Raw genomic sequence first — 12,292 nt, 5'->3', positions numbered from 1 at the left:
CCGGACAGCGTCACGACCGGCCTGAGGTTGGTGACCCGGCCTGGGGCTCTCGGAATGAAGGGTCCTGGGCGAACGAGTGGAAGCCATCAGGCCACGACGACGACCGTGGCAATGGCTCAACTCTCGGTGCGCCCCGGACCTGCGCCGGGTGCGGCCCCGCCGCTATCCGACCTGCCACGCTCCCGGATGACGGCGAGCCGGGTGGACCACTCGCGTTCGGCGACGGCGAGGGCGCTCTCCAGCGTCTCGACGAACACCGTCCGGCTGACCGAGGCCACCACCGGCTCCTGCCGGGCCTCGGCGCCGCAGGCGGGTTCGCCTACATCGCGTACCCGGCAGACCAGGTGCAGCCGGTCCCCGTCCGGGAACGCGAGCGCCGTCACCTGGTCGGTGCACTCCCCCCACTCCAGGAACTCGCACCGTGCGAGCGCCTCCGCGGCCGCGGGGTCGGGCCCGGTACCGGCGTCGTCCTCGTACATCCAGCTCTCGGCGAGGCGGAAGGACTCGGACGGCGAGGTGAACTCCGCCAGTGGCGCGGCCGGCGTGCGGAAACGAGTGAACTCGTCCTTGAGCTTCTTGACCAGCAGCGGCGGGTAGAACGCGTTGTCCCAGGCGTTCACCTGGAGCCCGCCGACGAATATGTCGACGCACAGCAGATCCGGGTCCTGTTCGACGTGGAACTCCAAACCGAAGCCGGCCCGCGACCCGAACAACACGGCAACCTCCCCAACCCCGGCGCGAGGCCGGTCATCCACCCTCGACATGTGACCTCACCGCGCTCTCTTCGATGAGTCGGAACGCCTGCATGCCGTCCATGGCGGTGCCGTCGGTGTGCCGGTCGAAGGCGGCCGCGAGGACGACGGGGAGATCGCGCTCAGCGACTACATCGCGCAACTCCGCAAGCACATCGGCAAAGTCATCGTCGTCGATGGCGCCGAAGTGTTCCTGGCGCAAGCGGTGGACGACCTTCACCAGCTCGGGTCGCAGGCGCATCCAGGCGCGGGACGTCCGGATCTGCTCCTCGACCTGGTCCATGAACCAGCGCATGACCCCGAACGGGATGTCCGGGTACCGTCCCCGGGAATCGAAGCACACCGTAGGCTCGCGCGCCGGGTCCTCGTCCGGGACCACGGCGATCACGACGGTCCGCTGCTCCCGGACGAGATCCAGCTCCACATGCCAGGCGTCCCCGGGAACGAAGTACATCGTGGTGATCGCGTAGTCGTCGCTCGGGGGTGTGCTCACTGTCCTCGGCCCTTCCCGACCTGGGTCTGCACCACCCGCGCGATGACCGTGTCCTCGTGCAGGCGAGCGCTCCCGCCAGGGGACTGGGGGGTGGCGAGATCGGCGGGTGGACGTTTCTCGTCGTCGTTCACCCGCCGATGCTCGCACGGTCCGGCCGTCAGAACATCCGGATTCCCTACCGGGCGGCGAGGTCCGGGCCGGTGAGGGGGAGGGACCAAGGGGCCGGTGCGGTGAAGGTGCTCGCGCCTGTCGGCGGGTCGCAGAGGGTCTTGGCCACCAGGGAGCCGATCGCCTCCCCGCTCGCCGAGTTGTCCTTGCCGACGAAGGGGTTCTGGGACAGGGCGAACTGGCGGCGTCCGTCGCGGCTGCCGAGCAGCAGGGTGCTCCAGCCGGGGAGGCCGCCGTCGTGGCCCCAGGCCGGTTCGCAGCCGGGGCCCAGGTCGATCCGGACCACGCCGAGGCCGTAGTGGCCGGCCTCCGGGCCGGTCGGCACGGTGTCCGTCAGGGCGGTCATCTCGGCCGGGCGCAGCAGTCGGCCGCCGAACAGGGCGGCGTGGAAGCGGTTGAGGTCGGTGGTGGTGGAGATGCCGTTGCCGGCCGCGTCCACGACGCTCGGGTTGAGCCGGGTGATGTCGGCCGGGCCCGCGGGCATGTCGAGGTAGGCGTGGGCGTGCGGGCCGCCGAGGCCGGTCTCGGAACCGGGGAACTCCGTGTCGTCGAGGTGCAGGGGGCGGACGATCCGGCGTTCGACCTCGCGCTGCCAGGTGTGACCGGTGACCTTCCGGATGATCATCCCGGCGAGGACGTAGTTGGTGTTGGAGTAGTGCCAGCCCTGCCCGGGCGCGAAGTACGGCGGGTGCTCGGCGGAGACCGCGGCCAACTGCTCGGCCCGGTAGTCGCGGTAGCGCCACCTGCCGTAGGCGAAGTCCTGCAGTTCGGCCTCGTTGTTGATCAGGAAGCGCGGGTCCTCCGTGTAGTTGAACAGGCCGCTGGTGTGGTTCAGCAACTGCCGGACGGTGATCGCCGAGCCGTTCGGGACGACGCCGGGCAGGTGCCGCTCGACCGGGTCCTCCAGCCGGAGCCGGCCCTCGCCGGCCAACTGCAGGACGACCGTCGACACGAAGGTCTTGGTCACGCTGCCGATCCGGAAGCGGCCGTCCGACCTGGCCGGCTGCCCGGTGGCCAGGTCGGCGGTCCCGGCGGCGCCCCGCCACTGGGTGCGGCCCGCGAGGCGGATCTCCGCGAGTGCGGCGGTCATCCCGCCGCGCTCCACGAGGTCCCGCAGTTCCTGCTGCCCGTTGACGCGGGGCCGGCGCTCCTCCGCGGCCCCGGTCGCCGATGCGTCCGTTCCTCCCGCCGCCACCGCCGCCGTGGGGGCGAGCGCGACGACGGTGGCCCCGGCCAGGGCGACGGCGGCGAACCGTGTCCCCAGCCGGCCGCGCCGGCGTGATGTCCGATCCTGAACGTTGGTCATGGTCCCCGCCCCTTCCCGCCCGGCATCCCCGGGCCGTCGGTCACCAGGATCGCAGCCGCCGCACCCGCCGCGCGTCCTCCTCCGGGGGGTGCCGCGGTGAGCCGTTGACGGAGCCGATGCCCAGTCAAATCATCGCCAAGGCGCTTGACTTACCGGTTCGGAATGTTCCTCCGAGGGTCGGGTGAGAGTTGCCTGATCGTCTGACTGTACGTGAATATACGTACAGTCAGACGTCGCAGCCCCACCGAGACCGAGGAGCACCTCCGAATGCCCGTGACACCGCTCAGTCCTGCCCGCCCGGGCTGGACGCTGGCCCTGCTGGCACTGGGGCAGACCGTGTTCGCCCTGGACCTCAACATCGTCTTCGTCGCCTTGCCCGAGATCGGCACCGACCTCGGCTTCCCGGGCCAGACCCAGCAACTCGTGGTCAGTGCCTACGTCGTCTTCGCCGGGGGCTTCCTGCTGCTCGGGGGCCGCGCGTGCGACCTGCTCGGGCGGCGGCGGGTGTTCATCGGCGCGCTCGTGCTCTACGCGCTGTCCTCGCTGGCCGGCGGGCTCGCCCGGTCGCCCGAGGTGATCGTGGCCGCGCGGGTCGTGCAGGGGGTCGGCGGGGCGCTGCTGCTCCCGTCGATCCTCTCGCTGGTCAACACGCTGTTCGAGGAGGGACCGCGACGCAACCGCGCGCTCGCCGTGTGGGGCGGTGCGGGCGCCAGCGGGCTGACCCTCGGCGCGCTGCTCGGCGGGGTGCTCACCGAGGGCTTCGGCTGGCCGGCCGTGTTCTTCGTCAACGTGCCGCTCGCCGGGGCGATCGCGGTCGCGGCGGTGTTCGTGATCCCGCCCGACCCGGCGCGCACCGCCCGCCGCCGCTTCGACCTGCCGGGGGCGCTGGCCGTGACGGCGGGCGCCACCCTGCTGGTCTTCGCGCTGGTCGAGGGCCCCGAGCGCGGCTGGGCCGATCCGTGGGTCCTCGGCGCTCTCGCGGCCTCGCTCGTCCTGCTCGCCGCCTTCGCCGTGGTCGAGACCCGCAGCGCCGACCCGCTGATGCCCTTCCGGCTGTTCCGCAACCGCAGCCTCAGTGCCGGTGCGGCGATCACCTTCCTCTACATGGCCACGTTCGGCGTGCTGCCGTACTTCCTCACCGTCCTCCTGCAGAGCGTGCACGGCTACAGCGCGCTGCAGACCGGGCTCGCCTTCCTCGCGCCCTCCCTCGCGATCGCCGCCGGCACCCAGCTCGGCGAGCGGCTGACCACCCGGGCGGGGCTGCGGCCGACCCTGCTCGGCGGGTTCGCGGTCGGCGCGATCGGGACCGCCGTGCTGGCCGCGGGGTTCGACGCCGACGCCGGCTACCTCGCGCTGCTGCCCGGGCTGGTGGTCTCCGGGGTCGGCCAGGGCGTGGTCTGGACGGCCATGTGGATCGCGGCGGCGGCCGGCACCGCCGCCCATGAGCAGGGCATCGCCGGCGGCGCCGCGTCGACGACCATGAACCTCGGCAACGCGATCGGCCTCGCGCTGTTCACCGCCGTCGCCGACGCGGGCGGCGACGGGCTGAGCGGCGAGGGACTGAGCGGCGAGGGGCTGGCCCGCGCCACGGCGGACGGCGGGTTCCTGGTGGTCCTGCTCGCGGCGGCGGGGATGCTGCTGGGCCTGCTGCTCGCGCTGACCCTGCGGCCGGCGCGGGCCGCCGTCACCGCTCCGGCCGTCGCCCCGGACGCCTCCGGGGCCGTGGCGCCCGACCGCTGCACGGCCGTGCGGGGAGGGTGAGGGGACCGGGTCGCCCGGAGTGCGCCGCTGCTCTCCGACGGCGAGTCAAATCGTCTTCGAGGTCCGGGAGTCAGCCCGCGGCGCGCGCTGGCCACGCGTTCGGATGAATGCGCCGGTCGGCTCCGGTGCTTCGCCGGCGATCGGTGCTACCAATGGCCATGCGCTCGGGCCCGAGCCGACAGACCGCTCCTGGTCGCACGCGCAGCACATGCCCGTGCCCACCCACAGTGAGAACGGATTCCGCCCCATGGCAATCGCACTTCGCAAGACCCTCGCCGTCGCCGCGCTCGCGCTGACGGCGTCCTTCCTGCCGGCCGGCCAGGCGGGGGCCTCCGACACCACGCGGGCCCACCGCACCCCCGGCCTGTACTGCCTGGGCAACGAGTGGGACACCCCGAACGTCGCGACGCGGCCGTGCGACACCAACGACCCCGGCCAGCACTGGACGCTCTCGGGCCAGCAGATCTCGCTCAGCAACGCCCGGGCCTACTGTCTGGCCAACGCCTGGGGCACCCCGAACCTCTCGACGAAGCCGTGCGACTCCCACGACCCGGGGCAGTACTGGACCGTCTCGGGCCAGCAGATCTCCCTCACCCTCGCCCCGGGCTACTGCCTGGCGAACGCCTGGGGCACCCCGAGCGTCGCGGTGAGGCCGTGCGACGCGAGTGACCGCGGGCAGCACTGGGTGGTCTTCAACGACCAGATCAGCCTGGCGTACGCCTGATCCGACACCCGCCGCCGTGCCCGGAGCAGCCTGGAGCCGCTCCGGGCACGGCGATCACGGGCCGGCGGGGGTGTTCCGTTCGTCGTCGCGGGCGCCGGACAGGACGGCGTCGAGGAGGCCGGGGTAGCGGGCGTCGAGGTCCTCGCGGCGCAGGCGCAGGAGGTTCTCCCGGCCGGAGGGCTGCTGGTGGATGACGCCGCTGTCGCGCAGGACCCGCCAGTGGTGGGTCATCGTCGACTTGGCGGTGACGCCGATCGCGGTGAGCACGCTCCCGCAGTTGTGGGCCCCGCCGCCGTCCAGGACGCGGACGGCGGAGAGCCGGACGGGGTTGCCGAGGGCGGTCAGGACGTGTTCGATCCGGATCTGCTCACGGGCGGGGTGGCGGTAGCTCATTGTCCCACCGTAACCCGGTGGTTGACGGGAGCCGTCCGCCTTCGCCGGTATGATGTAATGCATGAAGAGCATCAATGACCCTTACGAGGTTCGGGTCGGCGTGCCCGATGTCGCGACCTTTCGGCACCTGCGGACGGCGTCCGGGATGAGCGACCGGCCGGCCGAGGCGGTGGCGGCGGGGCTGCCCAACACCTGGTTCGGGGTGACGGTCCACCGCGGCGGCGAGCCCGTGGGCATGGGGCGGATCGTCGGGGACGGGGGCGCGGTGTTCCAGGTCGCCGATGTCTGCGTGCTCCCGGCGCACCAGGGGCGCGGCCTGGGCGCGCGGATCATGGAGCGGCTGACCGCCGAACTGGAGGAGCGCGCTCCCAGGGGTGCCTGCGTCACGCTGATCGCCGACGGCGAGGCCCACCGCCTCTACGCCAAGTTCGGGTTCGTCGGGACGGCCCCGGCCTCGGTCGGTATGCAGCGGCTGGTGTGACGCCCGCCCGCCGTACCCCCGGACCCGGGGGTGCGGCGGACGGGCGCCCGGGGTCAGGAGTGGATGCCCTGGCCCGGGGTGAGGATCCCGGCCGGGTCGAAGCGGTGCTTGGCGGCCACCGCGCGCCCCCACAGCGCGCCGTAGTGGCGGCGCCACTCGGCACGCGTCACGTCCGGGATCGCGCCGATCAGGTACCGCTTGCCGCCCAGCGACACCGCGAGGTCGTACAGCCGGCGGTTGCGGCGCAGCGCGGCGGCGTGGTCGGCGCCCGGGAACGGGAAGGACAGCAGGTCGAAGTGGAAGCCGACCGGCTCCTTCGGCATCACGGTCATCGGGCGGGTGATCACGTCGGTGCGGAAGGGGTAGAAGAGCAGCAGGCCGGCGCCCAGGTCCTCCGGCGTCAGCATCGCGGTGGCCTCGCGCATGAACGCTTCGGTGGTCGAGGCGGGCAGGAACAGGCTCATCCACGGCTTGGGCTGCGACCAGAGGCCGGCGGCCTGGAGGTACCCGGCGAAGCCGTCCACCCGGAACGCGTACTCGCGCGCCGTCTGGTCCAGGAACGTCGTCTCGGCCGGCAGGCAGCGCAGGCCGCGCACCAGCGCCTCCCGGTCCGGGGCGGCGGTGCCGTCGTAGTGGACGACGCCCTCCACCTTGTACTTCCACCCGGTGCCGGCGGCGTTGCGCGCGACGTCGCCGACGTGCAGGTCGAAGCGCTTTTCGAGCATCAGCTTCTTGTGGTCCGCGAGGTAGTCGGCCAGGTCGTCGTAGAACAGGTTGAGCACCAGCGCGCGCTCGCGGGCGCGCTCCAGGCGCAGGGTGGCCCGGACGATGAGGCCGGCCTGCCCGCCGCCGCCCAGTACGGCGTCGAACAGTTCACGGTTGCTGCTCGGCGAGGCGGTCACCAGTTCGCCGGTGCCGGTGACGACGTCCACCGACTCGACCGTGTCCACCTGGAAGCCGTGGCGCTGCACACCGCCGCCGATGCCGCCGACGCTCAGCGTGCCGCCGATCGACAGGTGCAGGTAGTCCGTCAGGCTGGGCGGCAGCCAGCCCTGGGCGAGCGCGGCGTCGGTCAGCTGTGCCCAGGTGACGCCCGCCTCGACGACGGCGCGGCCGTGGGCGATCCGGATGATCCGGTTCAGCGGCCGGGAGTCGATCGCGACGCCGCCGTGTACGGCGGCCTGGCCGTAGCTGGAGTGCGACTCCAGCTCGGCGGCGCCGCCGGTGCCGCTCTGGCCGTTCATCGCGACCGGGATGCGGTGCCGGCGGGCGAAGGCGACCAGGGTGGCGACGTCGCGCACCGAGCCCGGGTGCAGGACGGCGCGCGGCGCGGCGGTCACCAGGTGGCCGAAGTCCCCGCCGAACCGGGCCAGCGTCTCGGCGTCGGCCACCAGGGTCCCGTCCAGCCGGGGCAGCGCGGCGAGGGCGGCGTCGGCGGGGGCCTCACCGGTGGCGGTGGCGGTCGTGGTCGTGGCGGTCGTGGCGGGAGCGTCGGCGGGGGCCTCCGCCACGGCCCAGGAGCGGCCCACGGTGTTCCACCCGATGACGGTGGCCGCCGCGCCGACGATCACACTGCGGCGGGGCAGGGATGACTTGCTCATTACAGATATCTCCGATCAATCGTCATATGAGCAGTGTTGTATCGCAGTCGACACGTACACGCGCAATAGCCCCGACCTGAACGGTTCGGTGACGGTCGGTCCGGTGCGCCGCCCGCCCCTGGGTGGTGAGCGGTCTACACCACTCCAGAGGTCGGGGACAAGATCCGGACAGTCGCCGGCGCCGGCCGCAACGGCGTTGACCAGGTGGGACGGTGGGGCTGCTGGGGCCCGGTGGGCGATCGCGGTGGCCGGAAATCCGGTTGTCCGGCCGCGGTGATCGGGAGAGGGTTGGGGGTGTCGGGAGGAAGACCGACACCGAGGGCGAGCTGGGCCTGGGAGAGCCCAAGGGCCTGTAAAGCCCCCGCTTCGGCTGTGGTGGTTCGAATCCATCCTCGCCCACCTCGGGACCGCCGCCCCGGGCCGCATGCCGGCCCGGGGCGGCGGCGTTCGCGGGCACCGACGGCACCGACGGCGCCGGCCGGCGGTGCTCGGCGGGGGCTTGCGGCGGCCGGTAGGCTCGGCCGCATGTTCGTTCTGGAGCTGACCTACACCGCGCCGGTCGAGCGCGTCGACACCCTGCTGCCGGCCCATGTGGAGTGGCTCGGCCGCCACTACGAAGCGGGCGTCTTCCTGGCCTCCGGGCGCAAGGTGCCGCGCGACGGCGGCATCATCATCGCCGCGGGGGACGACCGGGCGGCGGTCGAGGCGATCGCGCGCACCGACCCGTTCGCCGTCGCGGGAGTCGTCGAGTACCGCGTGACGGAGTTCCTCGCCACCAGCGTCGCCCCGGCCCTGGAACCCCACCGGCAGCAGCTCCCCGCCTGATCAACCGTCCGGTCAACCGCCTGATCAACCGCCCGATCAAGCGCCTCGTCGCCCGCCCGGCCGTCGCCCGGATCTCGGCCGGTCCGGGCGGGCGGCGCGCCCACGGCCCGGACGGCCCGCCCGGGTTCGGCGACCGGTCGTGCACTGGCTACGATCGGTGAGCACGGGGCAAGGAAGCGTCGGGCCGCGGGCCGGCGCACGGCGAGAAATCCAGTGGGAGTAGACGATGGCACACGCACGGGCCGGGCAGCCGGCGCAGCCGGGCGACCTGGTGGACGTGGCGCGGCTGGTGACGGCGTACTACACGCTGCACCCGGACCCGGAGGAGCCCGGGCAGCGGGTCGCGTTCGGCACCTCCGGCCACCGCGGCTCCTCGCTGGACGCCGCGTTCAACGAGGACCACATCGCCGCCACCACCCAGGCGATCTGCGAGTACCGCGCCGCCGAGGGCATCACCGGCCCGCTGTTCCTCGGCGCCGACACCCACGCGCTGTCCGAGCCCGCCCAGGCCACCGCGGTCGAGGTGCTGGCGGCGAACGGCGTGACCGTCCTGCTGGACAGCGCCGACGGCTACACCCCGACCCCGGCCGTCTCGCGCGCGATCCTGACCCACAACCGGCGCAACCCGCAGTCGCTCGCCGACGGCATCGTGGTCACGCCCTCGCACAACCCGCCCCGCGACGGCGGCTTCAAGTACAACCCGCCGAGCGGCGGCCCGGCCGGCTCGGAGGCCACCGGCTGGATCCAGGACCGCGCCAACGCCCTGATCCGCGAGGGCCTGCGCGGCGTCAAGCGGGTCCCGTACACCCGCGCCCTGGCCGCGGCCACCACCGGCCGGTACGACTACCTGACCGCCTACACCGAGGACCTGGCCTCCGTCCTCGACCTGGACGCGGTCCGCGCGGCCGGTCTGCGGATCGGCGCCGACCCGCTGGGCGGCGCGTCCGTCGCCTACTGGGGCCGGATCGCCGAGACCCACCGCCTCGACCTCACCGTGGTCAACCCGGTCACCGACCCGACCTGGCGCTTCATGACGCTGGACTGGGACGGCAAGATCCGGATGGACTGCTCCTCGCCCGCCGCGATGGCCTCGCTGATCGCCCGCCGCGACGAGTACGCCATCGCCACCGGCAACGACGCCGACGCCGACCGGCACGGCATCGTCACCCCGGACGGCGGTCTGATGAACCCCAACCACTACCTCGCGGTCGCCGTCGACTACCTCTACCGGCACCGCGCCGAGTGGTCCGCCGACGCGGCCGTCGGCAAGACGCTGGTGTCCTCCTCGATGCTCGACCGGGTCGCCGCCGACCTCAAGCGCGAGCTGGTCGAGGTGCCGGTCGGCTTCAAGTGGTTCGTCGACGGCCTGCTGGAGGGCTCGATCGCCTTCGGCGGCGAGGAGTCGGCCGGTGCGTCGTTCCTGCGCCGCGACGGCGGGGTGTGGACCACCGACAAGGACGGCATCCTGCTCGCCCTGCTCGCCGCCGAGATCACCGCCGTGACCGGCCGCACCCCCAGCGAGTACTACGGCGACCTCACCGCCCGCTTCGGCGCCCCCGCCTACGCCCGGGTGGACGCGCCGGCGGACCGCGAGCAGAAGGCGCTGCTGTCGCGCCTGTCGGCGGAGCAGGTCACGGCCGGCGACCTCGCCGGCGAGCCGGTCACCGCCGTGCTCACCGAGGCCCCCGGCAACGGCGCGGCCATCGGCGGCATCAAGGTGTGCACCGAGAACGCCTGGTTCGCCGCCCGCCCGTCCGGTACCGAGGACGTCTACAAGATCTACGCCGAGTCCTTCCACGGCCCCGAGCACCTCGCCCGGGTCCAGGAGGAGGCGCGCACCCTGGTCAACGGGGTGCTCGCCGGTCCGGCCGGAGCCTGACCTCCACGGCGCCGTCGCGGCCCGGTGGGGTGCCCCACCGGGCCGCGACGTTCCTCAGCCGGCCATCGCCACCACCTCCGGCTGCCGGACGACCCGGCCCGCCGCCAGCTCCAGGCGGCCGCCGGTGAAGCGGGCGCGCAGCCGGCGGTCGTGGCTGACCACGACCACGGCGCCCCGGAAGTCCGCCAGGGCCGCCTCCAGTTCCTCGACGAGTGCGGGGGAGAGGTGGTTGGTCGGCTCGTCGAGCAGCAGCAGGTCGACGGGCTCGGCGACCAGCCGGGCCAGTTCGAGCCGGCGCCGCTGCCCGTAGGACAGCTCACCCACCCTCAGTCGCAGGTCGGCCGGACGGAACAGGCCGAGCGACAGCAGGTGCTCGGCGTGGTCCTCCGGGCTCTCCCGGTCCGCCCGGTCCGCTTGGTCCGCCTGGTCCGCCTGGTTGCCGCCGCGCCCGTCGGAGAAGGCCTGCGCGAGGGTCAGGCCCGCCGGCCACGGGGACTCCTCCTGGCGGAGGTGGCCGATCCGGCCGCGGGTGCGGACCGATCCCTCGTCGGGCGTCAGCTCGCCGGCCAGGACGCGCATCAGCGTCGTCTTGCCCGCCCCGTTGGGGCCGGTGACGAGCAGGCGCTCCCCGCTGCCGAGGCGCAGTTCCGGCACGGATAGCCGCTGCCCGACCCGGACATCGGTGAGGTCGGCCGCCGGCGGTGCCGTCCGGCCGTCCGACCCGGACCCCTCGGCGGCCGTGGACAGGCCGGCGGCGAACACCAGCGGATCGGCGGGCGGCGCCACCGGATCGCCGGTCAGCCGCGCCACCCGCTCCTTGGCGTTGCGGATCCGGCCCATCGCACCGTGCCCGCGGCCGCGCGAACGGAAGCCGCCGTGGCCGAACACCGCGAACGGCAGCTTGCGCGGGATCGCACCCAGGCGCACCACGTTCGTCTCGGCCAGCCGGCGGTTGCGCGCCAGCTCCGCGCGCCAGTCCTCGTACTCCTGGAGGCGGCGGCGCCGTTCGGCGGCCTTGGCGGCGAGGTAGCCGTCGTAGCCGTCGCCGTGCCGGGTCACCCGGCCCTCGTCGACCTCCAGGACGGTGGTGGCGACCCGCTCCAGGAACACCCGGTCGTGGGTGACCGCGAGCACGGTGCCGCGGTGCGTCCTCAGGTGCGCCTCCAGCCAGGCCACGGCCCGGTCGTCCAGGTCGTTGGTCGGCTCGTCGAGCAGCAGCAGCTCCGGGCCGGACGCCAGGGTCGCGGCCAGCGCCAGCCGGGAGCGCTCGCCGCCCGACAGCGTGCCCAGCGGGCGGTCCCGCTCCAGCCCCGGCAGGCCGAGCCCGTGCAGCGCCACGTCCACCCGGGCGTCGGCCCGGTAGCCGCCGCGCGACTCGTAGCGGGCGAGGAGCCCGGCGTACGCGTCGAGCGCGGCGGCGAGCTCCGGGCCCGTCAGGCCCGCCAGCGCGGCCTCGGCACCGCGCATCCGCCACTCCAGCGCGCGGAGGTCCGCGAGGGCCTGGTCCACCGCGTCCTGGACGGTGGATCGCGGCGGCAGGTCGAGCGACTGCGCGAGGTGGCCGATGCCGCCCGGGGCGGCCACGGTCAGCTCGCCGTTGTCCGGCCGGTCCTGCCCGGCGAGCAGGCGCAACAGGGTGGACTTCCCGGCGCCGTTGTCGCCGATCACGCCCGCCCGCTCGCCGGGCTTGAGGCTGAAGGACACGGCGTCCAGGACGATGCGGTCGTCGTAGCGCCGGGTGACGTTCCGGAGGGTGAGCTGGGAGGCGGCGGCGTGAAAGGTGGTGCGTGGTGAGGTGGTCATATGGATGTCCCCTGGTCTCGGCCGAGCCGGGCCGATCGGAACGGGCGGGCGGGCACATCCGCGCACGTCGGGGCAGCCGCGTCACACCGCCGAACGGACGGCGGTG

General features: G+C 73.7%; 11 protein-coding genes and 1 tRNA gene. 6 read left to right on the top strand and 6 right to left on the bottom strand.

Annotated features, from left to right (window positions below; translation table 11 throughout):
- Positions 1 to 116: 116 nt before the first annotated feature.
- From ACFZBX_RS23485 to ACFZBX_RS23475, 3 genes are all read right to left on the bottom strand, one after another.
- The gene (locus tag ACFZBX_RS23485) at positions 117 to 716 is read right to left on the bottom strand and encodes a hypothetical protein (RefSeq protein WP_391535742.1); all 600 of its coding nucleotides are present in this window, start codon (positions 714 to 716) and stop codon (positions 117 to 119) included.
- 31 nt (positions 717 to 747) lie between these two features.
- Positions 748 to 1,245 carry a hypothetical protein gene (locus tag ACFZBX_RS23480; protein ID WP_391535741.1) on the bottom strand — a complete coding sequence of 166 codons (498 nt, stop codon included), beginning with the start codon at positions 1,243 to 1,245 and terminating at the stop codon, positions 748 to 750.
- Between the two features lie 175 nt (positions 1,246 to 1,420).
- Entirely contained in the window at positions 1,421 to 2,719 is a 1,299-nt protein-coding gene (locus tag ACFZBX_RS23475) for a serine hydrolase domain-containing protein (RefSeq protein WP_391535740.1), read from the bottom strand.
- Positions 2,720 to 2,986: 267 nt separating this feature from the next.
- Between ACFZBX_RS23475 and ACFZBX_RS23470 the strand changes: the two genes are divergently transcribed.
- Together ACFZBX_RS23470 and ACFZBX_RS23465 are read left to right on the top strand one after the other, a co-directional pair.
- Complete coding sequence (locus ACFZBX_RS23470; protein WP_391535739.1) at positions 2,987 to 4,480, top strand: MFS transporter; 1,494 nt, start codon at positions 2,987 to 2,989, stop codon at positions 4,478 to 4,480.
- Between the two features lie 247 nt (positions 4,481 to 4,727).
- Positions 4,728 to 5,204, top strand: coding sequence for a ricin-type beta-trefoil lectin domain protein (locus ACFZBX_RS23465; RefSeq protein WP_391535738.1), 477 nt, complete (start codon positions 4,728 to 4,730; stop codon positions 5,202 to 5,204).
- Positions 5,205 to 5,258: 54 nt separating this feature from the next.
- On the opposite strand, the gene ACFZBX_RS23460 is transcribed toward ACFZBX_RS23465, so the two are convergent.
- Complete coding sequence (locus ACFZBX_RS23460) at positions 5,259 to 5,597, bottom strand: ArsR/SmtB family transcription factor (RefSeq protein WP_391535737.1); 339 nt, start codon at positions 5,595 to 5,597, stop codon at positions 5,259 to 5,261.
- 61 nt (positions 5,598 to 5,658) lie between these two features.
- Here ACFZBX_RS23460 and ACFZBX_RS23455 point away from each other — a divergent pair, with 61 nt between their 5' ends.
- A complete protein-coding gene (locus ACFZBX_RS23455; protein WP_391535736.1) occupies positions 5,659 to 6,078 on the top strand; it encodes a GNAT family N-acetyltransferase in 420 nt (139 codons plus the stop codon).
- Positions 6,079 to 6,131: 53 nt separating this feature from the next.
- On the opposite strand, the gene ACFZBX_RS23450 is transcribed toward ACFZBX_RS23455, so the two are convergent.
- Positions 6,132 to 7,679 (bottom strand): FAD-binding protein, encoded by a 1,548-nt coding sequence (locus tag ACFZBX_RS23450; RefSeq protein ID WP_391535735.1) that lies wholly within the window; start codon positions 7,677 to 7,679, stop codon positions 6,132 to 6,134.
- 319 nt (positions 7,680 to 7,998) lie between these two features.
- Here ACFZBX_RS23450 and ACFZBX_RS23445 point away from each other — a divergent pair.
- The 3 genes from ACFZBX_RS23445 (at position 7,999) to pgm (ending at position 10,383) form a co-directional block, all read left to right on the top strand.
- Positions 7,999 to 8,078, top strand: a tRNA-Tyr gene (locus tag ACFZBX_RS23445).
- Between the two features lie 126 nt (positions 8,079 to 8,204).
- Positions 8,205 to 8,504 carry a YciI family protein gene (locus ACFZBX_RS23440; protein WP_391535734.1) on the top strand — a complete coding sequence of 100 codons (300 nt, stop codon included), beginning with the start codon at positions 8,205 to 8,207 and terminating at the stop codon, positions 8,502 to 8,504.
- Between the two features lie 226 nt (positions 8,505 to 8,730).
- Complete coding sequence (pgm, locus tag ACFZBX_RS23435; protein ID WP_391535733.1) at positions 8,731 to 10,383, top strand: phosphoglucomutase (alpha-D-glucose-1,6-bisphosphate-dependent); 1,653 nt, start codon at positions 8,731 to 8,733, stop codon at positions 10,381 to 10,383.
- Positions 10,384 to 10,437: 54 nt separating this feature from the next.
- Here pgm and ACFZBX_RS23430 read toward each other — a convergent pair whose 3' ends face one another.
- A complete protein-coding gene (locus tag ACFZBX_RS23430; protein ID WP_391535732.1) occupies positions 10,438 to 12,186 on the bottom strand; it encodes a TlrC/CarA/OleB/SrmB family ABC-F type ribosomal protection protein in 1,749 nt (582 codons plus the stop codon).
- Positions 12,187 to 12,292: the final 106 nt, after the last annotated feature.

Origin of the sequence: Kitasatospora sp. NPDC008115 (assembly GCF_042957205.1) — a bacterium.
Classification (GTDB): Bacteria; Actinomycetota; Actinomycetes; order Streptomycetales; family Streptomycetaceae; genus Kitasatospora.
This window is presented reverse-complemented; position numbering and strand designations above follow the sequence as displayed.

Coding starts and splice junctions, on each gene's coding strand:
- ACFZBX_RS23430 (WP_391535732.1), bottom strand. CDS start 12,186: ATGACCACCTCACCACGCACCACCTTTCACGCCGCCGCCTCCCAGCTC.
- ACFZBX_RS23455 (WP_391535736.1), top strand. CDS start 5,659: ATGAAGAGCATCAATGACCCTTACGAGGTTCGGGTCGGCGTGCCCGAT.
- pgm (WP_391535733.1), top strand. CDS start 8,731: ATGGCACACGCACGGGCCGGGCAGCCGGCGCAGCCGGGCGACCTGGTG.
- ACFZBX_RS23460 (WP_391535737.1), bottom strand. CDS start 5,597: ATGAGCTACCGCCACCCCGCCCGTGAGCAGATCCGGATCGAACACGTC.
- ACFZBX_RS23450 (WP_391535735.1), bottom strand. CDS start 7,679: ATGAGCAAGTCATCCCTGCCCCGCCGCAGTGTGATCGTCGGCGCGGCG.
- ACFZBX_RS23475 (WP_391535740.1), bottom strand. CDS start 2,719: ATGACCAACGTTCAGGATCGGACATCACGCCGGCGCGGCCGGCTGGGG.
- ACFZBX_RS23440 (WP_391535734.1), top strand. CDS start 8,205: ATGTTCGTTCTGGAGCTGACCTACACCGCGCCGGTCGAGCGCGTCGAC.
- ACFZBX_RS23465 (WP_391535738.1), top strand. CDS start 4,728: ATGGCAATCGCACTTCGCAAGACCCTCGCCGTCGCCGCGCTCGCGCTG.
- ACFZBX_RS23470 (WP_391535739.1), top strand. CDS start 2,987: ATGCCCGTGACACCGCTCAGTCCTGCCCGCCCGGGCTGGACGCTGGCC.